Annotated in this window: 18 protein-coding genes; 12 read left to right on the top strand and 6 right to left on the bottom strand. The window is 67.7% G+C overall.

Annotated elements, in window-relative coordinates; translation table 11 throughout:
• Nucleotide 1: 1 nt before the first annotated feature.
• The 11 genes from tssC to ACEN9G_RS00880 all read left to right on the top strand — a co-directional run bounded on the left by tssC (nucleotide 2) and on the right by ACEN9G_RS00880 (nucleotide 16,776).
• Nucleotides 2-1,489: a type VI secretion system contractile sheath large subunit gene (gene tssC, locus ACEN9G_RS00930; protein WP_413339866.1), complete on the top strand. Its 1,488-nt coding sequence runs from the start codon at nucleotides 2-4 to the stop codon at nucleotides 1,487-1,489.
• A gap of 50 nt (nucleotides 1,490-1,539) precedes the next feature.
• A complete protein-coding gene (locus tag ACEN9G_RS00925; RefSeq protein ID WP_056125847.1) occupies nucleotides 1,540-2,034 on the top strand; it encodes an Hcp family type VI secretion system effector in 495 nt (164 codons plus the stop codon).
• A 15-nt stretch (nucleotides 2,035-2,049) separates the two neighbouring features.
• Nucleotides 2,050-2,544, top strand: a complete 495-nt coding sequence (gene tssE, locus ACEN9G_RS00920) for a type VI secretion system baseplate subunit TssE (RefSeq protein ID WP_413339864.1) — start codon at nucleotides 2,050-2,052, stop codon at nucleotides 2,542-2,544.
• Nucleotide 2,545: 1 nt separating this feature from the next.
• Nucleotides 2,546-4,387 carry a type VI secretion system baseplate subunit TssF gene (gene tssF / locus ACEN9G_RS00915; RefSeq protein WP_483127586.1) on the top strand — a complete coding sequence of 614 codons (1,842 nt, stop codon included), beginning with the start codon at nucleotides 2,546-2,548 and terminating at the stop codon, nucleotides 4,385-4,387.
• Nucleotides 4,351-5,433, top strand: a complete 1,083-nt coding sequence (gene tssG / locus ACEN9G_RS00910; RefSeq protein WP_483127585.1) for a type VI secretion system baseplate subunit TssG — start codon at nucleotides 4,351-4,353, stop codon at nucleotides 5,431-5,433. Before tssF ends, tssG begins: the two co-directional genes overlap by 37 nt.
• 27 nt (nucleotides 5,434-5,460) lie before the next feature.
• Nucleotides 5,461-8,070 (top strand): type VI secretion system ATPase TssH, encoded by a 2,610-nt coding sequence (gene tssH / locus ACEN9G_RS00905; protein ID WP_413340943.1) that lies wholly within the window; start codon nucleotides 5,461-5,463, stop codon nucleotides 8,068-8,070.
• A gap of 307 nt (nucleotides 8,071-8,377) precedes the next feature.
• Nucleotides 8,378-11,362 carry a TonB-dependent receptor gene (locus ACEN9G_RS00900; RefSeq protein WP_413340945.1) on the top strand — a complete coding sequence of 995 codons (2,985 nt, stop codon included), beginning with the start codon at nucleotides 8,378-8,380 and terminating at the stop codon, nucleotides 11,360-11,362.
• Between the two features lie 75 nt (nucleotides 11,363-11,437).
• Nucleotides 11,438-13,789: a beta-galactosidase gene (locus tag ACEN9G_RS00895; RefSeq protein WP_413340947.1), complete on the top strand. Its 2,352-nt coding sequence runs from the start codon at nucleotides 11,438-11,440 to the stop codon at nucleotides 13,787-13,789.
• A gap of 13 nt (nucleotides 13,790-13,802) precedes the next feature.
• Nucleotides 13,803-14,912, top strand: a complete 1,110-nt coding sequence (locus ACEN9G_RS00890) for a glycoside hydrolase family 43 protein (protein WP_413340949.1) — start codon at nucleotides 13,803-13,805, stop codon at nucleotides 14,910-14,912.
• Nucleotides 14,909-15,955, top strand: coding sequence for a LacI family DNA-binding transcriptional regulator (locus tag ACEN9G_RS00885; RefSeq protein ID WP_413340950.1), 1,047 nt, complete (start codon nucleotides 14,909-14,911; stop codon nucleotides 15,953-15,955). Before ACEN9G_RS00890 ends, ACEN9G_RS00885 begins: the two co-directional genes overlap by 4 nt.
• A 98-nt stretch (nucleotides 15,956-16,053) precedes the next feature.
• Nucleotides 16,054-16,776 (top strand): SDR family oxidoreductase, encoded by a 723-nt coding sequence (locus ACEN9G_RS00880; RefSeq protein WP_483127584.1) that lies wholly within the window; start codon nucleotides 16,054-16,056, stop codon nucleotides 16,774-16,776.
• Here the strand turns inward: ACEN9G_RS00880 and ACEN9G_RS00875 are convergent.
• The 6 genes from ACEN9G_RS00875 to ACEN9G_RS00850 are packed head-to-tail and all read right to left on the bottom strand — an operon-like array spanning nucleotide 16,738 to nucleotide 25,091.
• The gene (locus tag ACEN9G_RS00875; protein ID WP_483127583.1) at nucleotides 16,738-17,607 is read right to left on the bottom strand and encodes a LysR family transcriptional regulator; all 870 of its coding nucleotides are present in this window, start codon (nucleotides 17,605-17,607) and stop codon (nucleotides 16,738-16,740) included. The genes ACEN9G_RS00880 and ACEN9G_RS00875 overlap by 39 nt on opposite strands.
• A gap of 27 nt (nucleotides 17,608-17,634) precedes the next feature.
• Entirely contained in the window at nucleotides 17,635-18,669 is a 1,035-nt protein-coding gene (tssA, locus tag ACEN9G_RS00870) for a type VI secretion system protein TssA (protein ID WP_483127582.1), read from the bottom strand.
• Between the two features lie 19 nt (nucleotides 18,670-18,688).
• Complete coding sequence (locus ACEN9G_RS00865) at nucleotides 18,689-19,483, bottom strand: OmpA family protein (protein ID WP_413344976.1); 795 nt, start codon at nucleotides 19,481-19,483, stop codon at nucleotides 18,689-18,691.
• A gap of 1 nt (nucleotide 19,484) precedes the next feature.
• The gene (gene tagF / locus ACEN9G_RS00860) at nucleotides 19,485-20,471 is read right to left on the bottom strand and encodes a type VI secretion system-associated protein TagF (protein WP_413344974.1); all 987 of its coding nucleotides are present in this window, start codon (nucleotides 20,469-20,471) and stop codon (nucleotides 19,485-19,487) included.
• Entirely contained in the window at nucleotides 20,468-24,235 is a 3,768-nt protein-coding gene (tssM, locus tag ACEN9G_RS00855; RefSeq protein WP_483127581.1) for a type VI secretion system membrane subunit TssM, read from the bottom strand. Before tssM ends, tagF begins: the two co-directional genes overlap by 4 nt.
• A gap of 16 nt (nucleotides 24,236-24,251) precedes the next feature.
• Complete coding sequence (locus ACEN9G_RS00850) at nucleotides 24,252-25,091, bottom strand: M15 family metallopeptidase (protein ID WP_483127580.1); 840 nt, start codon at nucleotides 25,089-25,091, stop codon at nucleotides 24,252-24,254.
• A 199-nt stretch (nucleotides 25,092-25,290) separates the two neighbouring features.
• Here ACEN9G_RS00850 and ACEN9G_RS00845 point away from each other — a divergent pair, with 199 nt between their 5' ends.
• Complete coding sequence (locus ACEN9G_RS00845) at nucleotides 25,291-26,088, top strand: hypothetical protein (protein ID WP_483127579.1); 798 nt, start codon at nucleotides 25,291-25,293, stop codon at nucleotides 26,086-26,088.
• Nucleotide 26,089: the final 1 nt, after the last annotated feature.

Raw genomic sequence — 26,089 nt, 5'->3', positions numbered from 1 at the left:
CATGTCCGCACTCCAGAACGCGGCCCTCGCGGCCGACACTCCCCTCGCACCCGAGGCCGACCTGCTCGACCAGATCGTCGAGCAGAGCAAGGTGGCGAAATCCAGCGCCGAACATGCGCGCGCCCGCGACCTGATCGCGGAACTGGTCAACCAGGTCATGGACGGCACGGTGGTCGTGTCCGACAACCTGGCCGCCACCATCGACGCCCGCGTGGCGGAGCTGGACCGCCTGATCTCCGCGCAGCTGTCGGCGGTGATGCACGCGCCGGAATTCCAGAAGCTGGAATCCAGCTGGACGGGCCTGAACTACCTCGTCAACAACACGGCGACGGGCCCGAACCTGAAGGTCAAGATGCTCAACGCGACCAAGCGCGAACTGGTGAAGGACTTCCAGAGCGCCATCGAGTTCGACCAGAGCACCATGTTCCGCAAGGTTTACGAAGAAGAATTCGGCACCTTCGGCGGCGCGCCGTTCGGGGCGCTGCTGGGCGACTTCGAGATCACCCGCCAGCCGGAAGACATGTACTTCATCGAGCAGATGTCGCACGTGGCGGCGGCCGCGCACGCGCCGTTCATCACGGCCGCGTCGCCCGAGCTGTTCGGCCTCGAAAGCTATTCGGATCTCGGCAAGCCGCGCGACCTGTCGAAGATCTTCGACACCGTCGAATACGCGAAATGGAAGGCGTTCCGCGAATCGGAAGACGCGCGCTACGTGGGCCTCACCTTGCCGCGCTTCCTCGGCCGCCTGCCGTACAACCCGGCCGACGGCGCCACCACCGAAGGCTTCAACTACGTCGAGGACGTGGACGGCACCGACCACCACAAATACCTGTGGTGCAACGCGGCCTACGCGTTCGGCACCAAGCTGACGGGCGCGTTCGAGGACTACGGCTGGTGCGCGGCGATCCGCGGCGTGGAAGGCGGCGGCCTCGTGGAAAACCTGCCGACCCACACGTTCAAGACGGATGAAGGCGAGATCGCGCTGAAATGCCCGACCGAGATCGCCATTACCGACCGCCGCGAAAAAGAGCTGTCGGACCTCGGTTTCATCTCGCTCGTGCATTGCAAGAACACGGACTACGCGGCCTTCTTCGGCGCGCAGTCGGCGCAGAAGGCGCGCAAGTACGCGAGCGACGCCGCCAACGCGAATGCCGTGCTGTCGGCCCAGCTGCAATACATCTTCGCCGTCTCGCGCATCGCCCACTACATGAAGGCCATGATGCGCGACAAGATCGGCAGCTTCGCCGCCGCGGCCAACGTCGAGGACTTCCTGAACCGCTGGCTCACGCAGTACGTCCTGCTCGACGACAACGCGAGCCAGGAACAGAAGGCGCAGTTCCCGCTGCGCGAAGCGAGCGTTCAGGTGCAGGAAGTGCCGGGCCGTCCGGGCGTCTACCGGGCCGTCTCGTTCCTGCGTCCGCACTTCCAGCTCGACGAACTGTCCGTATCGCTGCGCCTCGTCGCGGAACTGCCGGCATCGGCCACCTGATCAACTTTGTAGTCCCCCCGTATCAACTGAACTGAAAGGAAAAACACAACATGGCAATCGACGTCTACCTGCAAATCGACGGTATCAAAGGCGAATCCGCCGACACCGCACACAAGGACTGGATCGAAGTCAAGAGCGTCCAGTGGGAAGTCCTGCAACCGAAATCGGCCACCGCGTCGACCGGCGGCGGCCACACCGCCGAGCGCACCGAGCACAAGGACATCGTCGTCTCGAAGCTGGCCGACCTGGCCACCCCGATCCTGCTGCAGACCTGCTCGTCGGGCAAGACCATCCCGAAAGCGAAGTTCGAGTTCCTGCGTGCGGACGGCCAGGGCGAGCGCGTCAAGTACTTCGAGATCGAACTGGAAAACGTCCTGATCTCCAGCGTCTCGCCGTCCGTCGAGCAGGGCAACATCCTGACCGAAGACGTGTCGATCAAGTACTCCAAGGTGAAATGGAAGTACACCCAGCAGAAGGTCAACGGCGGCACGGGCGGTAACACGTCGGGCGGCTGGGACCTGTCGGCCAACAAGATCGCGGCCTGATAGCGCGCCGGCACGATGTCCGCCAAAGGATTCATGCCGGGGTTGTTCGATCGCCTGATCGACCGTCCCGGCCAGGCCCAGACGGGCACCGTGCCGCGCGTCTCGCTCGAGGAAATGAAGGATTCGGTGGCGCGCGACCTGGAGGCGCTGCTGAATACCCGCGCCGTGATGCCGGAAGAGGCATTCCGGCGCTTTCCCGAATGCGCGCGTTCCATCGTCGCGTACGGCCTGCACGATTTCGCGGGCCTGTCGCTGTCGAGCACCGACGATCGCGCCTTCATCTGCCGTAGCCTGGAAGCGGCGATCGCGCGCCACGAACCGCGCCTGCGCAACGTGCAGGCCCGCCTCGAACTGCGCGACGATGCCGTGAACCGCCTGAATTTTTCGATCACCGCGCTGATGGTCGTGAGCGCGGCGCACGAGCCGGTGAACTTCGACGCCGTGCTGCAGCCCTCCAGCCAGCATTACACCATCAGCAAGGCCCGCCGTGCGGCGGCGCCGGGAGCCTGAGTTGGACCAGTTATTACCGTATTACGAGCAGGAGCTCGGTTTCCTGCGCCGCCATTCGCGCGAATTCTCCGAGCGCTACCCCAGGATCGCCGGCAAGCTGCTCATCGGCGGCGAAGTGTGCGAAGACCCGCACATCGAACGCATGATCGAATCGTTCGCGCTGCTGAATTCCCGCATCGCCAAGCGCCTCGACGACGACTACCCCGAATTCACCGAAGCGCTGCTCGACGTCCTGTACCCGCACTACCTGCGCCCGTTCCCATCGTGCTCGATCGCGCGCATGGACTTCGGCGGCGCCGCCGCGCAGCCCGGCGCCGCCGGCGAGATCCCGCGCGGCACGCAGCTCGCAACGCGCCCCGTGCGCGGCGCGCCGTGCACCTTCCGCACCGCCTACCCCGTGACGGTGGCGCCGCTGGACCTGGCGCGCGCCCGCTTCGACGCCATCCTCGACGCGCCCGACGCCGTGCGTCCGCCGCCGCAGGCGACGTCGAAGCTGTCGATCACCTTGGGCGCCACGGGCGCCAATCCGATCGCGGGCCTGAAGCTGGCGAGCCTGCGCGTATTCATCGACGGCGAACCGTCGTTCTGCGCCGCGCTGCGCGACGCGCTGTTCATGCGCGGCGTGTGCGCGTACGCGGAGGCCGACGGCAACGGGCGCTGGATCCCGCTGTCGAAGATCCCGCTGCAGCCGGCCGGCTTCGGCGAGGACGAGTCGCTGATCGACTTCCCGGCCCGCTCGCACACGGCGTACCGCCTCCTCACCGAATATTTTTGCTTCCCCGAGAAGTTCAACTTCTTCGACATCGACCTGGCCGCATTGACGGCCGCGCTGCCGGCAGGGACGCGTACCATCACGCTGCACCTGGCCTTGTCCGGCCTGCGCGCGGATTCGAACGCGGCCCGCATGCTGGGCACGTTGTCCGCGACGAACCTGCTGCTGGGCTGCACGCCGGTGGTGAATTTGTTCCGCCAGCGCGGCGAACCGATCCGCCTGACGCACACGACGGCCAGCTATCCCGTGCTGGCGGACGCGCGCCGCGCCTTCGCGTTCGAGGTGCAGGCTATCGACAGCGTGCGCCTCGTGCGCCAGACGCCGCAGGGCGAATCCATTGTGGAGTTTCGGCCGTTTTACTCGCTGCGCCACGGCCAGATGCCCGACAAGAGCGGCCACTACTGGATCATGCGGCGCGACCCGCTGCTGGCCGAACGCAGCCCCGGCTACGAGACCCAGATCTCCCTCGTCGACATCGATTTCGACCCGGCCGAGGTGGAGACGGACACGCTGAGCATCGAGCTCACGTGCACCAACCGCGACCTGCCCGCGCTGCTGTCGTACGGCGTGCGCGGCGGCGACCTGTTCATCGAGGGCGGATCGACGGTGCAGTCGATCAGCTTCCTGCGCAAGCCCACGCCGTCGTACCGCTTCGAGCGCGGACGCGGTGCGCACTGGCGCCTGATCTCGCACCTGTCGCTGAATCATCTGTCGCTGTCGGGCGGCGGCATCGCCGCGTTCCGCGAGATGCTCACCCTGTACGACCTGCCGCGCTCACCCTCGACGCAGCGCCAGATCGGCGGCATCCTCGCCGTCGAGCACCGCTCCGCGACGGCATGGCTGCCGGGGAATCCGTTCGCCTGCATGGTGCGCGGCATCGAGGTGCGGCTGACGATCGACGAGGAGGCGTTCGTCGGCAGCGGCGTCGACGCGTTCGCCCACATCGTCGAACGCTTCCTCGGCCTGTACGTGCACGCCAACAGCTTCACGCAACTCGTGATCGTTTCCAACAAGACCGGAGGAGAGCTGCTGCGATGCACGCCCCGAAGCGGCGATTTGAGCCTGCTGTAATCGAGCGGCTGTTCGCGCAGCCGTACCGCTTCCAGTATTTCCAGGCCGTGCGCATGATCGAGCTGTGGCTGCGCAAGCGCGGCATGGCGGAGGAGGGCGCGCTGGCGAATTTCCTGCGCTTTAGCAATTCGACCTCGCTCGCCTTCCCGGCCAGCGAGATCGAGGCGCTGCACGCGGAACCGCGCACGGTCGCGCCGAACAGCGCCGCCCTGGCCGCCGCTTTGCAGTCGCGGGAGCTGAAGTACGTGCGGCTGACGCCCACGTTCATGGGCCTGCTGGGTTCGAGCGGCGCCTTGCCGGCCCATTACACGGAGCGGGTGGCCGCGCAGCAGATCGCCGAACGGGACGACGGCCCGCGCGCCTTCCTCGACACGTTCTCGACCCGCACGCTGGCCCTGTTCTACGAGGCCTGGCGCAAGTACCGGCTGGAGCTGAAATACGGCGGCCGCCGGGACGGCTTCCTGCCACTGCTGCTGTCGCTGGCCGGCATGGGCCACACGGCGCTGCGCCGACGCCTGTCCGACCACGGCGACGGCGTGCTGGACGAAACCTTCGCCTACTTCGCCACCGCGATGCGCCAGCGGCCCGCGTCCAGCGTGCAGATCGCGCGCGTGCTGTCCGAGTACTTTGGCCAGCCCGTGCGCGCCGAGCAGTTCATCGGCCGCTGGTACGACGTGCCGGCCACGCAGCAGACGGCGCTCGGCCTCGGCAACGCCACGCTGGGCGGCGGCGCCATGGCCGGCACGCGCGTGTGGCAGCGCGACCTGCGCCTGCGCCTCGTCATCGGTCCGCTGGACCTGCCGTCCTACGAAGCCTTCCTGCCGGGCGGGCGCGCGGCGCGCGCGCTGGGCAATATGGTGACCATGTTCACCGGGCTGTCGCTCGAATACGAAGTGCAGCTCGTGCTGCGCGCGGCCGACGTGCGGGGCAGCACGTTGGCCGGCACGCGGACGGCCGGCGCACGCCTGGGCTGGGACGGGTTCCTCGTCGACGGCCCCCAAATACAAGACCGCGCCGATGTGCGCTATGAGATTCACGCAAACTAAGACATGCCAACTGAAAGAGGACACGCGATGAGCATCAACCTGAAAACCCTGATCGGCAAACTGGACGACACCTGCCGCGCGGCCGCCACGCGGGCGGCCGGCCTGTGCGTGTCGCTGGGACAGTACGAGGTCGACATCGAGCACCTGTTCCTCGCGCTGCTGGAACAGCCCGCGTGCGACCTGGCCGTGATCGCGCGGCGCTGCGGCGTGTCGATCGAGCGGCTCGAGGCGGACCTGCACGCGGAAGTGGCCGGCTTCAGGAGCGGCAACACGCGCACGCCCGTGTTCTCGGAGCGGTTGCCGAAACTGTTCGAACACGCGTGGCTCATCGCGTCGCTCGACCTGCGCGCGGGCCAGCAGGCCGGCATCCGCAGCGGCCATCTGCTGCAGGCGCTCCTGAGTTCTCCCGAGCTGGCGCAGCTGGCGCACCGGGTGTCGCCGCAGTTCGCCGAATTCGACCTGGACCGCATCAAGCACCATTTCGACGACGTGACGGGCGGCTCCGACGAAGCACCGGCCGTCGTCGCGGCGCCCGTGCAGGACGCGGGCGGCGACCCGGTGGGCGAGCTGCGGCGCCAGGGACCGTCGAAGACGCCCGCGCTGGACCAGTTCACGACGAACCTGACGCAGCGCGCGCGCGACGGCAAGGTCGACCCGGTGATCGGGCGCGACGCGGAAATCCGCCAGCTCGTCGACATCCTCATGCGCCGCCGCCAGAACAACCCGATCCTGACGGGCGAAGCGGGCGTCGGCAAGACGGCCGTCGTGGAAGGCCTTGCATTGCGCGTCGCGACCGGCGACGTGCCCGAGGTATTGCGCGGCGTGGAAATTCACGTGCTGGACCTGGGCCTGCTGCAGGCCGGCGCCAGCGTGAAGGGCGAGTTCGAGAACCGCCTCAAGAACACCATCGACGAAGTGAAAAAGAGCCCGCACCCGATCATCCTGTTCATCGACGAGGCGCATACGATGATCGGCGCGGGCGGCCAGGCGGGCCAGAACGACGCGGCGAATTTGCTGAAGCCGGCGCTGGCACGGGGCGAGCTGCGCACGATCGCGGCCACCACGTGGAGCGAGTACAAGAAATACTTCGAGAAGGATCCCGCGCTGGCGCGCCGGTTCCAGGTCGTGAAGGTCGAGGAGCCGAGCGAGGAACTGGCGTGCGCGATGCTGCGCGGGATGGCGCCGCTGATGGAGAAGCATTTCAATGTCCGCATCCACGACGAGGCCATCACGGAAGCGGTACGCCTGTCGCACCGCTACATCAGCGGGCGCCAGCTGCCGGACAAGGCCATCGGCGTGCTGGACACCGCGTGCGCGAAAGTGGCGCTGGGCCGCGACGCGGCGCCGGCCCGCATCGAAGACCTCACGCGCCAGCTGGAGCGCCTCGATGCCGAACGCGCGGCGCTGGAGCGCGAGCAGGCGGCGGGCGAGGGCGCACACGATGCGCGGCTGGGCGAGTTGTCGGCGGCGCGCGGTGCCGCCGAAGACGAACTGGCCACGTTGCGCGCGCGCTGGGAGCGCGAGCGCGATCTCGTAAACCGCATCCGCGAAGCAGCGGACGCGCGCGGCCTGCGCGACGAACTGAAGGCCGTGCAGGGCGAGGCGCCTCTCGTGCCGCTGCAGGTGGATGGCCACGTAGTCGCCGGCATCGTCGCCGGCTGGACCGGTATCCCGCTCGGCAAGATGGTCAAGGACGAGATCCGCACGGTGCTGAACCTGCAGGACCTGCTGGAGCAGCGCGTGCTGGGCCAGTCGCATGCGATCGACGCGGTCGCGCAGCGCGTGCGCACGGCGCGCGCGAACCTCGACGATCCGAACAAGCCGCAGGGCGTGTTCCTGTTCGTCGGCCCGTCCGGCGTCGGCAAGACGGAGACGGCGCTGGCGCTGGCCGACGTGCTGTACGGCGGCGAACGCAAGCTCGTCACCATCAACATGAGCGAATACCAGGAGGCGCACAGCGTCTCCGGCCTGAAAGGCTCGCCGCCGGGCTATGTGGGCTATGGCGAGGGCGGCGTGCTGACGGAAGCCGTGCGCCGCAACCCGTACAGCGTCGTGCTGCTCGACGAGGTGGAAAAGGCCCACCCGGACGTGCTTGAGCTGTTCTTCCAGGTCTTCGACAAGGGCGTGCTGGACGACGCCGAAGGCCGCGAAGTCGATTTCCGCAACACGCTCATCATCCTCACGTCGAACGTCGCGTCGAGCACGCTGATGCAGGCTTGCCTGAACAAGGCGCCGGAAGAGGTGCCGGGCGCCGAGGAACTGGAGGCGCTGATCCGTCCCGCACTCGTCAAGCAGTTCAAGCCGGCGTTCCTGGGCCGCCTGAAAGTCGTGCCGTTCTATCCGATCCCGGACGACGTGCTGGCGCAAATCATCGAACTCAAGCTCGGACGCATCGGCCAGCGCGTGGCCGCCAACCACAAGGCGGCGTTCGCGTACGACGAGTCGCTCGTGGAGGCCGTGCTGGCCCGCTGCACGGAAGTCGATTCCGGCGCGCGCAACGTCGACAACATCCTCAACGGCACCTTGCTGCCGCAGATTGCCGAGGCCGTCCTGGCGCGCATGGCGGAAGGGGCGGCGATCGAGCGGATCGCGGTGGGCGCGGACCAGAGCGGCGATTTCACGTATGCAATCGCGTAGAAATGGACGGGCGGGCTGCGCTCGTCGATATCGATAACAAACAGGGTGTGGTCGGCGTCGGTGCGCGCCGATCCACGCTGCATGGTTTTAGGGCCGTGTTAGCGATAACGCCCGTCTCTACCGTATCTTCCTCGCATCACTAGTAAAAATCATAACGCCGAATGGTTGCTTTTATTACTCGGCGAACTCCTATAATCCATTCGCATTGTTATCGATATCTAAAACGGCAGCCGGCTGCATGGCAAGCCGTAAAACCAGCGAAACAATAAGACGACAAGTCCATTCGGATTACTTGGAGGAGAAGAAGATGCACCAGAAATACTACACCGTCCCGCGCATGACCCTCGTCGCACTGGCCCTGTCCCAGGCCTTCGCGTCGCAAGCGCTGGCACAGGTCGCGCCGGTCGAAGCCAACACCGTCGTCGTGAAGGGCCTCCGCGCCAGCGCGGAATCGTCCCTTTCGATCAAGAAGAACGCGATGGAAGTCGTCGACTCCATCACGGCCGACGACATCGGCAAGCTGCCCGATCCTAACGTCGCGGAAACGCTCACACGCCTGCCGGGCGTGCAGGGTTACCGCTACGGCGGCGAAGGCGCCTCGCCGGGCGGCAACGGCTCCGGCATGACCATCCGCGGCCTGTCGAACCAGACGGCGTCGCAAATCAACGGACGCGCCTATTTCACCGCCGGCTCGCGCGAATTCAACATCGAAGACGCGGTTCCGGCCATGGTCGCCGGCATCGACGTCTACAAGAACCCTTCGGCCGAACACGTCGAAGGTGCCATCGGCGGCCTGATCAACCTGCGCACCCGCAATCCGAGTGATTTCAAGGGTTTTACCGCCGTGCTGAACGGCAATATGCGCTACAACGATCTCGTCCGGAAGAAAGAACCTGAAGTAAGCGGACTGCTCGCCAACCGCTTCGATCTCGGCGGCGGTTCGCGTATCGGCGTGATGGCCGCCTTCGCCTTCCAGAAGACCACCAGCCGTAACGACTCTGCCGGCACCAATGGCGGTATGAATTACCGGCGCACGGTTCGTGGCGACAGCGCCGAGTACGCGAGCCTGGCGGCCGCGAACACGGGCAATAACGTGGCCCTGCCCATGTCGAAATATGTCGGCCGCAGCGACATCACTTACCTGGCGCCCGTGGACGTGATACCGGCGGCGGGCACCGTTACTCCCAACGCAGTGCCGGACACGTCCAAGCTGACACCCGCACAGGCCGCCAACATTATCTCCGCCAATACCCTCGGTCCCTGGCCCAGTGTGGAAAGCATCGCGCGCACGCGCAAAGCCCTGAACCTCGGGGCCGATTATCGCGTCAACAATACCTTGCGCTTCTACACCGAAGGCGCCTACACCTCTTACCTGTACAACCAGAACTATCTTTTTACCCGCATTTTCAACGACTACGGGGGTAACGTCCAGAACCTGACGCTCACGCCGTTCACCATCAACGAGTACATGGCCAACCGCAACGCCAACGGCGGCAGCAACGACGTCGTGACTACCCAGCGTGCGCTCGGCGGTACCTTCCTGAACCAGCCGATCGGTACGTGGGGCGGCGATGAGCACAGCCTGTACACGACCTGGAACGTGGCCACGGGCGTCGAGTGGAGCCCGACCCCCGCACTGTCGCTCAAGGGCGATATCAACTACATCAGGGCGGACCGCATCAAGGACAACCGCCGTGTCGAGATGGGCAACGCACCCGGCCAGTACTTCGATATTACTCGCGTCAACCAGAACTGGAACGACGGCCACTACACCGACATTCACGGCAACGATTGGTCCGATCCAGCCAAATTCGTCTTCCAGAAATACAGCGGCGACGGCTACCAGGAATTCCACGACAATGGCGCCGCGACCGCGCTCAGCGGCATCTATACGTTCGAAGACGGCTTCTTCACCAGGTTGAAGTTCGGCACGCGCTTTGCGCATCAGACCAATCGGTTCTTTGACAAGAATCCCTACAACGGGGGCAAGTGGTTGACGACGGACGGCAAGCCGCTCGCCGCCGATTACTCGAACGCGATTTCCGCGGCGTCCAAGCCGGGCGTCCTGGGACAGGCGCCGACGAACATGCTGGGCAATCAGAACGGCTATACCGGGGGCTTTGTCGTGTACAACCCGGACGCGCTGCTGGGCAACCAGGTTGCCGCACAATTCCCGCAAGCGAATATCGTCCCCGAGGGCAGCTACCCGGAATATGAGCTGGGCCGTCGTTATCTCAACGAGAATACGCTGGCCGGTTACGTCTCCACCGACTTCGCGGCGTTCGACGAGCGCCTCAAGGGTAACGTCGGCGTACGTGTCGTCCGCACCAAGTCCCAGGCGACCGCGCGCGTCCTCTCCGACCCGGCCCAGGCGACGTCCCCGCTGATCGACAATACGAAAACGACGACCTACACGAATGTCCTGCCGGCGTTTAACGTCACCTACGACATCGCGAAGGATTTCCTGGCCCGCTTCGGCTATGGCCGCGGCATGACCCGTCCCAATCTGGACCTGCTGAATCCGAACTACTCGTACAACTTCGGAAACGGCACCGCCAACGTGGGCAATCCGGACCTGAGCCCGCAGAAAGCCGACAGTGTCGACCTCTCGCTCGAGCGCTATTTCAGCCCGACGAACTATCTGGCGCTCGGCCTGTTCAACAAGGACATCAGCGGCTTCTTCAGCCAACTCTCGAGCTGCGGGATGCCGCAGAATGCGGTGTCCTACACGGGGCCCAGCAACGGCTGCTCGAGTGGCCAGTGGATGGTCTCGAAGAACGTCAATGCCGCGAAGGGCTATGCGCGCGGCGTGGAATTGTCCGGGCAGTGGTTCTTCAACGACAAGGATAGCTGGCTGAAGAACTTCGGTGTGGCAGGCTCCTATACGTATGTCGATACGTCCGCTCCGCTGAATATCGGCACGAACACGGCGCCCATCTTCATCGACGCGCAGCAGAACTTCGTATCCAAGAACAGCTACAGCCTTACCGGCATGTACGAGGACAGCAAGCTGTCGGCCCGCCTCGTGTACACCTGGCGTTCGTCCCAGAACCGGGGTTACAACGGACTCATTCCGTTGTTCAGCACTTACATCGGGTCCTACGGTCTGGTCGACGGATCGATCAACTACGCGATCGACGAGCACCTGACGCTGTCCTTCAATGCGTCGAACATCACGAACACGGCGCCCAACCGCTACGCCGGCGAAGTGCAAACCATGGAAACGGGCCGGGAGTACTCGCACATGGACAACGGCCGCTCGTTCAGCCTCGGCCTGCGCTACAAGTTCTGATCACGGCAAGCACCGGCACGGACGACCGCACCGCGCGGCCGGCCGTGCCGGTTTTTTTCTTTGGATACCGACCACATGACCATCAGTTTCCAGCGCCGCCGCCTGTTGCAGCGCGCGGCTGCATCTGCTGCGCTCTTGCCGTTTACGGGCACCCTCCACGCGGCAGCCTCGCACCGGTTCGCGATCGGCGACCACGACTTCCTGCTGGACGGGAAGCCGATCCAGATCCGCTGCGGCGAGATGCACTTCGCGCGCGTGCCGCGCGAGTACTGGTCGCACCGCCTGAAGACCATCAAGGCGATGGGCCTGAATGCCGTCTGCGCCTATCTGTTCTGGAACTACCACGAGTGGCGCGAAGGGCGCTACGACTGGGCCGCCCAGCGTGACGCCGCCGAATTCTGCCGGCTCGCTCAGCAGGAAGGCCTGTGGGTGATCCTGCGTCCGGGCCCGTATGCCTGCGCCGAGTGGGAGATGGGCGGCCTGCCGTGGTGGCTGCTGAAGCACGACGGCGACGACTTCCTGCGCACGCGCGACGAGGCCTACCTCGCGCCGGCGCGGCGCTGGCTGAAGGAAGTCGGGCGCGTGCTCGGCCCGCAGCAGGTCACGCACGGCGGTCCGATCCTGATGGTGCAGGTCGAGAACGAATACGGCTTCTTCGGCGACGACGTGGGTTACCTGCGCGTGCTGCGCCAGGCGCTGCTGGATGCCGGCTTCGACGTCCCGCTGTTCCAGTGCAATCCGACGAATGCCGTCGCACGCACGCACATCCCCGAACTGTTCACGGTGGCGAACTTCGGCAGCGACCCGGCCGCCGGCTTCAAGGCGCTGGACGCCGTGCAGAAGGGCCCCCGCATGTGCGGCGAGTATTACTCAGGCTGGTTCGACACGTGGGGCTCGCCGCACCACGGCGGCGGCGTCGAGGGTGCGACGAAGGACATCGCCGCGATGCTGAAGGCGAACGGTTCGTTCAGCCTGTACATGGCGCACGGCGGCACGACGTTCGGCCTGTGGGGCGGTTGCGACCGCCCGTTCCGGCCCGACACGACGAGTTACGACTACGACGCGCCGATCGGCGAAGCGGGCTGGATCGGCGCGAAATTCGACGCGTACCGCGCGGCGATGACGCCGTTCCTGGCGCCGGGCGAAACGCTGCCCGAGCCGCCGCCGCGCATGCCCGTCATGGCGATTTCCCCGTTCGCGCTGGCCGAGTCCGTGCCGGTGAAGACCGCGCTGCCCGCGCGCATGATCAAGGCAGTATCACCGAAGCCGATCGAGCAGTACGACATCAGCCGCGGCCTCGTCTCGTATCGCGTGACCCTGCCGGCCGGTCCGGCGGGCGTCGTGGAAGTGGCGCGCGCGCGCGACCTCGCGTGGATCACGATCGACGGCAGGCAGGTCGGCACGTTCGACACGCGCTACCGCCGCTACAAGGTCGACGTACCGGCGCGCGGCAAGCCGGCCGTGCTCGAGATCCTGCTGTACACGATCGCGCGCGTCAACTTCGGCGTGGAGATCCATGACCGCAAGGGCATCCACGGTCCCGTCACGTTCACCGCGAAGGGCGGCACCGCACAGCCGCTGGAGAACTGGGAAATCCGCGCCATCGATTTCGATGCGGACGGCGTCCTGCCGCCGCTCGCCTTCAAACAAGGCCGGGGCAAGGGCGCGGCGTTCTACCGTGGCGCCTTCGATGCCGCGCGCACCGACGATACGTTCCTCGACATGTCGGCGTGGGGCCAGGGCGTCGTCTGGGTCAACGGCCGCTGCCTCGGCAGGTTCTGGAGCATCGGTCCCACGCAGACGATGTATCTGCCGGGACCGTGGATCCGCAAGGGCCGCAACGAGGTCGTGGTACTCGACCTGACGGGACCGCGCGGGCAGGGCACACCGACGATCGCGGGACGTACGACCCCGATCCTCGACCAGCTGCACCGCGAGCGCGACCTGCCGCGCCCACCGAGCACCGTCCGCCTGCAGCTGGACGGCGTGAAGCCGGCGCACGACGGCGAATTCGCGCCGGGCTCGCAGACGCAGGACGTGCGCTTTGCGGCTTCGGTGAAAGGCCGCCAGTTCTGCCTGGAGGGACTCGACGCGTTCGACGGCAAGCCGTATGCGGCCGTGGCGGAGCTGGCCCTGCTGGACAAGGACGGCAAGACGCTCGACCAGTCCAACTGGACCATCGCCTGGGTCGACAGCGAGGAAGCGACGAAGTCAGACGGCGGCGCGCTGAACGCCATCAACGGCCAGAACAGCGATTACTGGATCACGGCGGACAAGGCCCCATACCCGCACCGCCTCGTGATCGACCTGGGGCGGCAGATGGACGTGGCCGGCCTGCGCTACGTGCCGCGCCAGGGGCCGGACGGCACCGCGGGACGCATCCGCCGCTTCCGCGCCTACGTGGGCGACAGGCTGGTGGTGGAATAATCGAGGAGACGCAATGAAAGTATTCCTGGCAGCCGCGGTCCTGGCCGTGGCGACCCATGCGCAGGCCGGCGACGTGTTCCGGCCCGGCGCAATCTGGCCCGACGACAAGGGCGTGCACATCAACGCGCACGGCGGCGGCATCCTGCAGCACGACGGCGTGTATTACTGGTTTGGCGAGCACAAGGTCGCCGGCACGGCCGGCAACCGCGCGCAGGTCGGCGTGCACGTGTACAGTTCGCGCAACCTGACCGACTGGAAGGACGAGGGCATCGCGCTCGCCGTCACCGACGACCCCGCGAGCGACATCGTGCGCGATGCGATCATCGAACGGCCGAAAGTGATCCGCAATGCAAAGACGGGCAAGTTCGTCATGTGGTTCCACCTGGAGCTGAAGGGCAAGCGCTACGACGCGGCGCGCGCCGGCGTGGCCGTCGCCGACAAGGTGACGGGGCCGTACGTGTATCAAGGCTCGTTCCGGCCGGACGCGGGTGCATGGCCGGTCGATGTCAAGCCCGACGACAAGGATGCCGCCACGTCCTTCCTCGCGCGCGACTTCGCGGGCGGGCAGATGTCGCGCGACATGACCTTGTTCGTGGACGACGACGGCAAGGCCTGGCAGTTCTACGCGTCGGAGGAAAATCACACGATGCACGTGTCGCGCCTGACGGACGACTACCTGCGTTCGGCCGGACAGTACGCGCGCGTGAAGCCGAACGGCGACGACGAGGCGCCGGCCGTCTTCAAGCACGGCGGCAAATACTACCTCGTGACGTCGGGCCTGACGGGCTGGGCGCCGAACGCGGCGAAGTCGTACGTCGCGGACAACCCGCTGGGTCCGTGGACGGCGCTCGGCAACCCGGTGCGCGGCACGCCGGAACAGCAGAAGATCACGTTCGGCGGCCAGTCGACATATGCGCTCACGTTACAGCGCAACGGCTGCACGCGGCATATCCTGATGCTCGACGTGTGGCGCAAGGAGAATGCCATCGACGGGCGCTACGTGTGGCAGCCGGTCGAGTGGGAGGACGGCAAGCCGGTGGTGCGCTGGCGCGACCAGTGGACGCTGGCGGAGATGGACAAGCTGCCTTGCGACGGGCCTGGCGCCATGGGAGGCAATCGATGACCGAACCCGGCAAGACCGACCGCTCTGCGGGCGGCGCGACGGTGTGGGACGTCGCCAGCCGGGCCGGGGTCTCGGCCATGACCGTCTCGCGCGTCATCAACGGCAATACGAGCGTCAGCATCAAGAACCGGGAAAAGGTGATGCGCGCGATCGGCGAACTCAATTACGAGGTCAATGTGGCGGCGCGCGCCGCGCGCATCGGTACACTCCGTGTCGGCCTGTTGTACAGCAACCCCAGCGAGGCCTTCCTCAGCGCGTTCCTCGTCGGCGCGCTCACCGAGTGCGGCCAGAGCGGCGCGCACCTGATCCTCGAACACTGCGACAACCTGAAGAGCCAGCGCAAGGCGATCGACCGCCTGATCGATGACGGCGCCGACGGCATCCTCGTGCCGCCGCCGCTGTGCGATTCGAAGTCCGCCCTCAAGATGCTTGCGGAACTGGGCATCCCCTCCGTCGCCGTCGCCACCGCGCGGCCGTCACCGCAGATGTCGGCGGTGCGCATCGACGACTACGAAGGCGCGCTGACGATGATGCGGCACCTGCTCGCGCTGGGCCACACGGACATCGGCTTCATCAAGGGCGACCCGGAACACACGCCGACCCAGCTGCGTTACCAGGCATTCATCGATGCGATGCGCGGCGCGGGCCTCGACGTGCCCGCCGAGCGGGTGGCGCAGGGCATGTTCACCTACCGTTCCGGCCTGCTGGCGGCGCGCGAGCTGCTGGGGCAACCGACCCGGCCGACGGCCATCTTCGCCAGCAACGACGACATGGCGGCCGCCGTCATCGCCGTCGCGCACGGGATGCACCTGCAGGTGCCGGACGACCTGACGGTCTGCGGCTTCGACGACACGCCCGTCGCGACGACCGTGTGGCCGGAACTGACGACGATCCACCAGCCGATCACGGACATGGCGCGCAGCGCCGTCGCGCTGCTGATCGAGCATGTCCGCGCCCAGCGCTCGGGTCACGCCTATGACCGGCGGCACCAACTGATGCCGTTCACGCTGGTGGTGCGGGAGTCCACTTCGGGGGCCGACTGACGGTCATCGGCGTTGCCGATGGCGCCGATCGGTTTTTCCCGTTTCTCTTTCCGGTACGGTGCGCCGACAATCGCGCCATCGATGTCACGGGAGGGGAAATGAACAAGGAAAAGGTATTGGTCGTCGGCGGCAGTTCGGGGATGGGGCTGAGTCTCGCGCGGTCGCTGCTCGCGGACGGCAGCGCCGTCGTCATCGCGGGGCGCTCGCCCGACCGCCTGGCGCGGGCGCGGGCCGCGCTGGCCGACGTGGGCGACGTCCACACGGTCGCTGCCGACATCACGCGGGAGGACGACATCATCCGCCTGTTCGGTGAATGCGGCTACCTGGATCACATCGTGTCCACCGCCGCGGACATCGAAGGCGCTTACGAACTGCTGCCCGACCTGGAGCTGGGCGCGGCGCGCAAGGTCTTCGATTCGAAGTTTTTCGGGCCGCTGCTGTTGGCGAAGCACGGCACGTCCCGGCTCGCCGCGCACGGCTCCATGACGTTCACGTCCGGGATCGCGGCCTACCGCCCGGCGCCGCGCGGGTCCGTTGTCGCCGGCGTCAACGGCGCCCTCGCGTCCCTCGCGTACGCGCTGGCCGTCGAGCTGGCGCCGATCCGGGTCAACGTCGTGTCGCCGGGCTGGGTCGACACGCCGATCTGGCAGCACGTCGCGGGCGCCGAGGCGCCGGCCCGGCTGGACGCCATGGCGCAGAAGCTGCCCGTGGGCCGCATCGGCCGGCCCGACGACATCGCCGACGGCATCCGCTTCCTGATGCGCAACGGCTACGCCACCGGTTCAGTGCTGCATCTCGACGGCGGCCACCGCCTCGTGTAACGCGGTCATCGCGGACGACGCACGCGCGCGCCAGGCGAGTGAGACGGGCACCGTCGCGCCTTCGCCATGCCAGGGCACGATCGCGACGCGCGCGTCCGCGAGCGCGGGCACCATGCGCGGCACGATGGCGCAACCGAGGCCCCGTTCGACCATGCGGACGATCGCCGCCACGCTGTCGGACTGCCCGGCGATGACGGGTTCTCCGTCCACGCGCGACCGGAACGCCGCCTCGAACATCCGGCGATAGGCGCAGCCCGGCGCCGTCACGAGAAAGCGCTCGTGTGCGACGTCGTCGTGGCCGGCGCTCGCACGCGCCGCCAGCCGATGGCCGGGCGGCACGATCAGCATGAGGGGCGCATGGGCGATCACGCCGCATTGAACGCCGTCGTCGTGCGGGCGCGTACCGAAGAAGAGGGCGGCGTCCAGCGTGCCGTCCTTCACCTGCGCATGCAGTGTCGACGTCTGGGCCACGGTCACGCGGACGGCGATGTCCGGGTGGGTGGCCGCCATGCGCGCCACGACGTCCGGCAGGAATGCGGCGGCGAGGGTCTCGATGCCGCCCACCTCCAGCGTCCGGCACGCGCTGCCGGCCGCGGCGAGGACGGCGGCGCGCGCCTCGTCCGCCAGGCGGATCAGCCGGTCCGCGTAATCGAGCAGGCACGCGCCCCCGTCCGTCAACGCGAGCCTGCGGTTCGAGCGGTCGAACAAGGGCACGCCGAGGTCGGCCTCCAGCGCCTGGATCTGTTCCGTGACGCTCGATTGCGTGCGGTGGATTTGCCGCGCGGCCTCGCTGAAGTTCAGCGTGCGGGCCACGCGGACGAAGGTTTTCAATCGTTTGAAGTCCATGGTGCGGAGAGTTTACCCCGCCGGCGGTACCCCCAGCATTTCCTCGAGATGCGCCAGCGCCCCCTGGTCCTTGACCACGGACCGCAGCCACGTGTGCAGGTCCTGCTCGCCCGCCGCCGCGGCCTTCTCGACGAAGTAAGACACGGGGCTGTGCGGTTCCGTCTCGCGGAAGAATTTCGCGATCAGGCGCAGCTGCGCGATCGCGTCCGCGCGCGAGCGGATCGCGCCGGCGACGACGGCCTGCGGCTGCGGCGCCGTCACGACGGCTTGCGTTCCAGCGGATGGTTCCGCGGGCGCTTCCGCGGGAACAACGGCCTGCGGTGCGGCCGCGGGCGCCGGCAGCGTGTGCAGCAGCGCCTGCACGGCTTCGCGCGCCTGCGAAAAGCCGGGACTGTCCTGGCCCAGGCGAGCGTCGGCCGCGCGTTCCAGTTGCGCGAGCGCGTCCAGGCAGTTTTCCGCGTCCGCGCGCATGCCCTCGATGAAGGCGCTGGAGTTGCCGCGTTTTGCCGCTTCCATGTCGGCCAGGCGCGGCGGCGTGTCGGCCTCGCCGCCGGCGGCGGCGCGGCGGCGCGCGGCTTCGAAATCGACGGTGGAATACGCGGTGCCGCGGCCTTCGGTCAGCGGCATCTCGCGCACGAGGGCGCGCGTGCGCGACAGGATCCACGCGAGATTGCCGATGCGCTGTTCCTGGTCGCCGCCATCCGCTTCCGGATACAGGCCCAGGTCCCAGTAGCGTTCGCACAGGCCCGCCAGCACCCGGAAGCCTTCGCCCAGGCCGCGCAGGTGGTGGCGCTTGGCGGCGGCTTCCGTCAGCCAGACGGCGAGGCGCAGGTCCTTGGTCTGTTCGGCCAGCAGGCGCGCGCAGCGGTCGACGACGAAGCCCCAGTCGGCCTCCTTCAGGTCCGTCACCCATTCGCCCTGCGCGAGCGACGGGTCGTCGAACTGGCGTGCGCGGGCGATGGCGTCCAGTTCGGGCGAGAAGGCGAGGTCGGCGCCGCACGGGGCGGCGTCGGAGATCGGGGCGAGCAGGGCGTCGGCGGTGAACATGGTGTCTTTCAATGGAAAATCATTGCGCGAGGCGGAATTCGATGCGGCGATTGCGCGCGCGGCCCTCGGCGGTGTCGTTGCTGGCGATCGGGCGGTCCGGGCCCTGGCCGCTGGCGGACAGGTTCTCTTCCGCGATGCCGTGCGCGGCCAGGTAGGCCTTCACCGTGGCGGCGCGCGCCTGGCTCAGGCTCACGTTGCTGGCGCGCAGGCCGGCGCTGTCCGTGTGGCCGATGATCTCGATGCGGCGGCCCTTCAGCTTCTGCATCGCCGCGACCATCTCGTCGAGGATCGCGCGGCCGGTCGGCGTCAGGGTCGCCTTGCCGCTCTCGAATTCCACGGTGCGGTTGGCCAGCGTGTTGTCGAGCAGGGCCTGCTCGGCGGCGGAGACGCGCAGGCCGTTGTTGACGGTGTAGGTCGGGTTCAGGTTGGTGGCGACGTTGCTCGCAATGCGCTGGCGCAGCGCCTCGTTCGCGACTTCGCCGCGCAGGCTGACGTTGCTGCCGTCGATCCTGAGCTGGCCGCGGCTGATCTGGCGCAGGTCCGGCGTGATCAGCTTCTGCACGTAGCCGTTCCAGTTCGCGGGCATGGCGACGGGGCCGATGGCGATCTGGTCGACCACGCGGTCGGCGCCGTAGACCTCGCGCAGTTTCGCGAGCACGGCGGCCTTGGTCGCCTCGTCCGGCACGGTGCCGCTGGCCGTGACCTGGCCCGGTTGCGCGGCGGCGGGGGCGGGCGCGGTGTTCTGCGCGGCGGCGATGCCGGCGTGGCACGTGACGAAGAACGCGAGGAGGGCGCGCTGGGTGAAGATTCGCATATCAGGATCCGATGAATGCCGCGGCGACGGAATCGAGCGCGGACTTGAGGGACAGGCTGCCCTGCGCCAGCCAGGCGGAGAGCTTGCGCACGGCGTAGTCGCCGTCGACCTGGTCCTCGACCCATTCGAGGTCGGCGAAGCCGATGAGGTGGTCGAGGCCCGCCTGCGGGTCGATGAGGGTGCGCAGCGTCTGCGCCGACGCGCCGGAAAAGCCGACGACGAGCGCCGGCCGGCCGTCCAGCCGCGTGACGAACAGCGCCAGCTCGAAGTCGGCGCGCGCGAGGAAGGGCGCGATCACGTGCATCCAGAACGCGGCCACGAGGTTGCGGTGGATGGGGTCTTCCGGCAGCGGCAGCACGAGGCTTTTTTCCAGGCGTCCGGACCCGCTGGCCAGCACGGGCTGCAGCAGCATGCCCAGCGCCAGCAGCACCTGGCGCGTGGAGACGGCGAAGCCGGCGCCCGCCAGCAGTGCATCCAGCGCGGCGATCGTCTGCACTTCCAGGAAATCGTCGAACGCCGGGTCGTATGCGGCGGCGCGCAGGTCCAGGTCGATCGGCTGGCTGCTGGCCGCAAGCAGCGGCGCGGCCGGATCGCCCGCGTTGCGCACGCCCGCCGTCAGGGTCTCGAGCCGGCACCACAGGCGTGTGAACACGAGCGGCGTCGTGGGCAGGAACGCGGCGGGCTCCGCGATTTCCATCGCGCCGGCCATCAGGAACGGATAGCGGCGGCTCGATTCGTCGCTGCTCGCCACGATGTGGCCGCCGATCGCGTGGCGCCGGCGCGGGCCGACGAACGCGAAGTGCAGCGGCGCGGCGGTGTCGTACGCGAGCTTCCAGCGCGCGTTGGTGCTCATCAGGTCCATCGCTTCCGACAGCCAGTCGTCCAGCACCTTGAGGAGGGCCGGGCTGGCGCTGCCGCGCACGAAGTCGCCGCGGCTGGGCAGCTTGCCGAAATAGCCGACGCTGACGGGGGTCGTGAGGCGGCTCATTGCGCAGCTCCCGCCAGCGCCGTCTGCACAGGGGCGGTGCGCGGCGCCGTGATCGTTTCCGGCAGGCGCAGGCGCTTGAAGCCCTGGCCCGACGTGGACGCCTGGACAGGTGCGGGCGCCGGCGCGGCCGGCAAGACCTTCAGGTTCGCCGTCACCGTGACGCCGCCGGCCTGCCACGACAGCTCGAACGCGCCGTCGGGCTTGCGCTTGCGCTGGGCCGCGTCGATCATTTTCTTGAGGCCGAAGTGGCCCGGCTCGTCCAGCACGACGACGTTGCGGCCCTCCGGCGTGAGCGCGGTGATCTTCGCGCCCGGCACGCCCTGCGGATTCGGCCACACCATGTGCACCCACGGCTGCGGCTGGCCGCGCCAGCGCAGCGACTGGCCGTCGATCTCCAGCGTGAATTCGGTGGCGCCCTGCGTGCCCAGCGCCTGCAGGTCGAAGCGGGTCTGCGCCTCGCCGCCGCTGCTCGCCGCGGCATTGGCGACGCCGCCGGCCGCCAGCGGCGCGACCCAGCCCGGGAAGCTCGCGACGACGTTCGGGGCCAGGTTCACGCCCATGTCCGCCCAGGTGCGCGGGCTGAGCGAATCGCCGCGGCGCACAACCAGCGGACCCACCGTCGTGTTGAAGAATTTCGCGATGGCGCCGTCCGGGCCGAAGACCTGGCCGATCTCCGCATTGCTCGCCTCGGCCTTGGACTCCGTCGAGAACGGATACTTCGTCGCCAGGTCGCGGTTGAACGGCTGGACGACCTGCGCCGCCCACACCTTGTTGATCTCGGCTTCCGCCGGCTGCACGATCACGGCGAACGTCTGCATCAGCGGGCGCACGAGCACGGGGCGCAGCGCCTGGCGCTGGGCGTCCGTCATCCCGACCAGCATCTGCTCGTCCACGTATTTCAGCGCGTCGGCCAGTTCGGAACCGCTGCCGTCCAGCGTCTGCTGCATCAGCTGCTTGGCGCCGGGGCCGGGGTCGCCCTGGTTCTTGATCTGGTTGAAGCGGGCGCGCAGCTTCGACAGGTTGTCGACGTAGCCGCGCATCAGCGACGCGTCCTTGTCGCGCGCGATCACCAGGCGGGCCACGCCGGCGAATTCGCGGCCGACGGGGCCCAGCGCGGGCGCATTGGCAGGCTGTGTGCCTGGCGCCGGCAGGCTGACGTTCACGATGGCCGGCTTCTGGCGCAGGATCGTCTCGCGGAACCAGCCCGTCAGGCCGCTCTGCGCGCGCTGCAGCGTAGCGCCTGCCAGGGTCGGGTTGTCCCACGACGTCTGTTCGTACACGGTCGACACGAGCTTGTTGATGGGCGAATTCTGCGGATCGCCCAGGCGGTTCATCGCGGCGGCGGCGCCGTCGAAGCCTTCCAGATCCTTCACCGTCACACCCTGCATGAACTTCTGCCATTCGCGCGCGTATTCCGCCTTGTACAGGTCAACGAGCGATTTCTGGATCTGTTCCGGGCTGCCTTCCAGCGTGAGGTCGTCGCGCGCGGCGGTTTTCAGCACCCAGTCGGCGCTCTGCAGCTCGCGGTTGGCGGCGTCGCGGAACGCCTGCTGCACGAAGCCTTCCCACGCCTGGCGCGTGAAGGCGCCCGAGATGGCGTAGCTGCCGAGGACGAGGTCCTTGTCCTGGTCGCCGACGATGCGCGCCACCGTGATCGACGGATAGCGCGTGGCGGCGCGCGCCTTCACGTCCGCGTACACGCGCTCCCTCGCCGGCATGCCGCGCACGACCTTGCGCAGGCTGTCGCGGGTCTGGTCGACGAGCGCGAGGCGCGTGTCGATGACGGGCCACGACGGGTCGTTCACCTGCGCGAGGTAGAACGAGATCATGCGTTCGGCGCTGCGGATCATCTGCTCGCGCGGCATCGCGCCGCGGTTCGATTCCAGCCAGTTGCGCCAGAAGCGCGTCAGCTGGTCGTTCAGGTGGGCGCTCTCGGCGCGCGATTTATCGCCCAGCATCAGGTACGTCTTCAGCGCGTTGTACGCGTCTTCGGTGTCCGCAGGCGACGCATCCTTGAACTGCTGCGGCGCGTCGGCGGCGGGCGCGGTGGTGCCGGCGGGCTTGTTCAGCGGCTGCAGCTGGCCCGCGTTGCCGTTCACGTCGGCGAGGTACGATTCCAGCGATTGCCCGACGGGCTTCAGCATCAGTTCGCGCACGCCGGCGAAGTACTCTTCCTTCAGTTTCCGGTTCAGCAGGTTGCCCTGGTACAGGCCGAGGCTGAGGCTCAGCGGGCGGTGTTCGGCATAGCGGTCGAGCTGTTCGATGCGGTCCTGCAGGATCTCGAGCGCCTGGAAGCGCGACTGCAGGTCGAGGCTCTTGCTCTGCACGCGGATGGCCTGGTCCAGGTCGGCCTGGACGTTGGCGACGAGCTGGCGGTTGTTCATGTACGACCAGCTCCAGCCTCCGAGCGCGAGCCCGACGATGGCCGTCGCGGCGAAGAACGCGGCATAGCGCAGGCGCGTCTTGGCGGGGCTGGCGTATTGCGCGACGAGGTCCTTGTCGGCGAAGATCACCTTGCGGAACAGGTTCAACAGGAAGTAACCCTGCTGCTGGTGCTGGTCTTCGTGCGCGGGCGGCGCGAGGCGCAGGTCGAAGCGCTGCGCGACGCGGGCCGACGACGTCGACACCGTCTCGCCTTCCTGCAGCGCGCTCGTGAAGTAGAAGCCGCGGAACACGGGCTTGAACTGGAACGGATTGTCCTCGAACAGCGTGGCGACGAACGCGCGCAGCGCGGGCTTGATCGACGCGAATTCGAGCGGGAACGTGAACACGCCGGACGGCATGCTCTCGCGCCGCTGCAGCGCCATGTTCGCGAGGCTCAGTTCCTTCAGGCCGTCGTACAACTCGTCGAAGCGGGCGTCGAACTGGTCGAGCAGGCGTTCGCTCGTCACGTGCTGGTCGTAGGGCAGCGTCGCGCCCCACACTTTTTCGCGCTCGGCGCGCTCGCTGTCCTGGAAGAATTCGTTGAAGCCGTCGATCAGGTCGGCCTTCGTGAACACGACGTAGACGGGGGCGTGCACCTCCAGGCGTTCCGTCAGTTCCTGCACGCGCTGGCGCAGGTTCTTGGCCAGGTTGATCGCGAACTCGGGACGGTTGCGCGTGAGTTCCGCGATGCTGACGGCGATGATCACGCCGTTGATCGGCGCCTTGCGGCGGTGCTTCTTGAGCAGGTCGAGGAAGCCGAACCACTCGGCGCGGTCCTGGTCGACGACGGAGTAGCGCCCGGCCGTGTCGAGCAGGATGCCTTCGGTCGTGAAGAACCAGTCGCAGTTGCGCGTGCCGCCCACGCCCTGCACGATCTTGCTGTCGGCGAAGGGGAATTGCAGGCCCGAGCTGGCGATCGCCGTGCTCTTGCCGGCCGCCGGGTTCCCGATGATCATGTACCACGGCAGTTCGTACAGCGCGGCGCTGCCGGACAACTGGCCCAGCTTGGAGCCCTTTATCGTCGCGATGGCGTCCAGCAGGCGCTTGCGGATCACTTCCGTCTCCTGGCGCTGCGTGGCGTCGGGGACGGGTCGATGTTGGTCCTGGTTGGCCTGTTGTTCGAGCATGTCGCCGATCTGTCCGGCCTTTCTCGCATGGCGCCAGCGGCGGAACAGCCAGACGGTGGCGCCGACCGCGAGTGCGATGCCGAGCACGATCCACGGCAGCGAGGCAGGCCATTGCAGCAGCCGCGCGGCCAGGAACAGCAGCGCGGCGAAGGCCACCCAGCCGATGACGGCGAGGCTGGTGCGGGTGGTCAGGAAATCCCAGATTTTTTGCATGATTACGAGAGTGTGATTAATGCTTCATGACCCCGGGCAGGCGCAGTTCCGTGTGCCCGAAGTCCATCATTTTCCAGCGTCCGCCCCACGTGAGGCCGACGGATTCGGCCACCTGGCCGTACAACTGGTAGCCGCGCATCGCCCACGGATTCTTTTCCGAGATCACGAGCTTGCCGTCGCGGACGAACGCGCAATCGGCGGCGAGGCCGTACTGGTGCCAGCTTTGCCACGAGCGCGCGTTCGTGACGCCCTGTCCCAGCGCGGCCAGCGCATCCTGGCGCGCGGGACTGCGGTAGCCTTCCAGGATCGCCATCTCGTAGCCATGGCGCTCCTTCATGATCCGGAAGACGGTCAGCAGGCGCTGCGTGTAGTCCGCGTTCAGCATGGCCCAGTCGCGGCTGGCCGAGGCGAGCAGCGGCCGTTCCTGCGCCACTTCGGCCGTCGTGAACACGAGCGGCGGCAGCGGGGGCGGCGGCACGAGCTGCTCGCCCTGCAGCAGGTCGGCCACCTGCGTGTTCACGGCGCGCTCCGTCGACTCGTAGCCGCTCAGCATGGGCCGTTCCGCGAGCAGCAGGGCGGCCAGCGGCGGCAGCCCGACGAGCGCCGCGCCGCACGCGCATGCGATCCAGTGGCGCCGCACGAAGCCGGCCAGGCTGTCCGCCGCCGCGCGGCCGTTCGCGGCCAGCGCATCCGCGTCGCGCAGGCGCTGCTGCGCGAGCGCGCCCGCGCGCCGGCCGAGCCGCAGCCCGGCCCCCGCCAGCGCGTCCAGCACGAATTCGCGGCCGGCCGGGAACAGCACCATCCAGCTGATCGCGCACGCCAACACGAAATACACCGTCACTGCCAACACCCACACCGCTCTCTCCGGAAGCTGTTCACATTGTTGTCGAAGAAATATTTCCCGAAAGTATAAATCCGGTAAGCGACAACCCCGCGCACGATTGAAAAAACGCAAAAACTCACCAATTGTGTTAATCGCGCACGATTAAAAGCAAATTAGAGGCACAATTGTCTTGATTCTTGTAAAGTAATGCAAACTTTTTTAAGGAGCTGATTTGCAACATCAAGGCGATCGCCCGGTCCGTGGCGGCCGGCCCAGCCTGCTCTCGCCCGAAGAGCAGCCGGTTCAGGAGCGGCAGGGCATCCTCAGTTCGCTGGACGGCATGCCCGGACAGGCAGCGGCGGCACCCGGGCCGCGCCCGCGTTCGCGTGCGCTGGCCTGGGGCGGCGTGGCCGCCGGCGTGGTTGCCGTGTGCGGCGCGCTGTTCCTGTTCGGTGGAAGCGATGAACGGTCCGTGCCTGCCGCGGCGCCGGTCCAGGTCGCGGCCGCACCGGCCGCACCGGTCACGCCGTCCGTCACGCCGGTCGCGCTGCCGGCGCCCGCACCGGCACCGGCGGCCGCCGTGCTGCACGACGAGCCGGCGGCGCCGGTCGAGCCCATGACCAATCCGCTGGCCGACATGGCGCCGGCCGTGCCCGCGCCGCACAAGGAGCGGGCGGCCAAGCCGGAGAAGTCCGCGAAGGTGGAGAAGGCCGAACGCAGGGAAGCGCATGCGAAGGTCGCGCACGCCAAGGCACAGGAGCGGGCGCGCGAGGCCGCGAAGGACAAGAAGACGAAGGCGAAGCCGGGCGCGGTGCGCGAGCAGGACAGCGACGTGGTGCTGCTGGCTGCGCTGATCGGCCATATGGAACCGAAGCGGGGCAAGGCGACGCCGGCGGAACAGCTGGCGTCGTGCCGCCGCTACAACGCGGCCGGCGAAGAGCAGTGCCGCGCGCGGGTGTGCGCCGCGGCGGGCCCCAAGGAGCCCGCGTGCAAGCGCGTGCGGGCCGCGCGCGCGGACGCGGAGTCGTGAC

It is taken from the genome of Massilia sp. Masssp94 (genome assembly GCF_059491305.1).
This window is presented reverse-complemented; position numbering and strand designations above follow the sequence as displayed.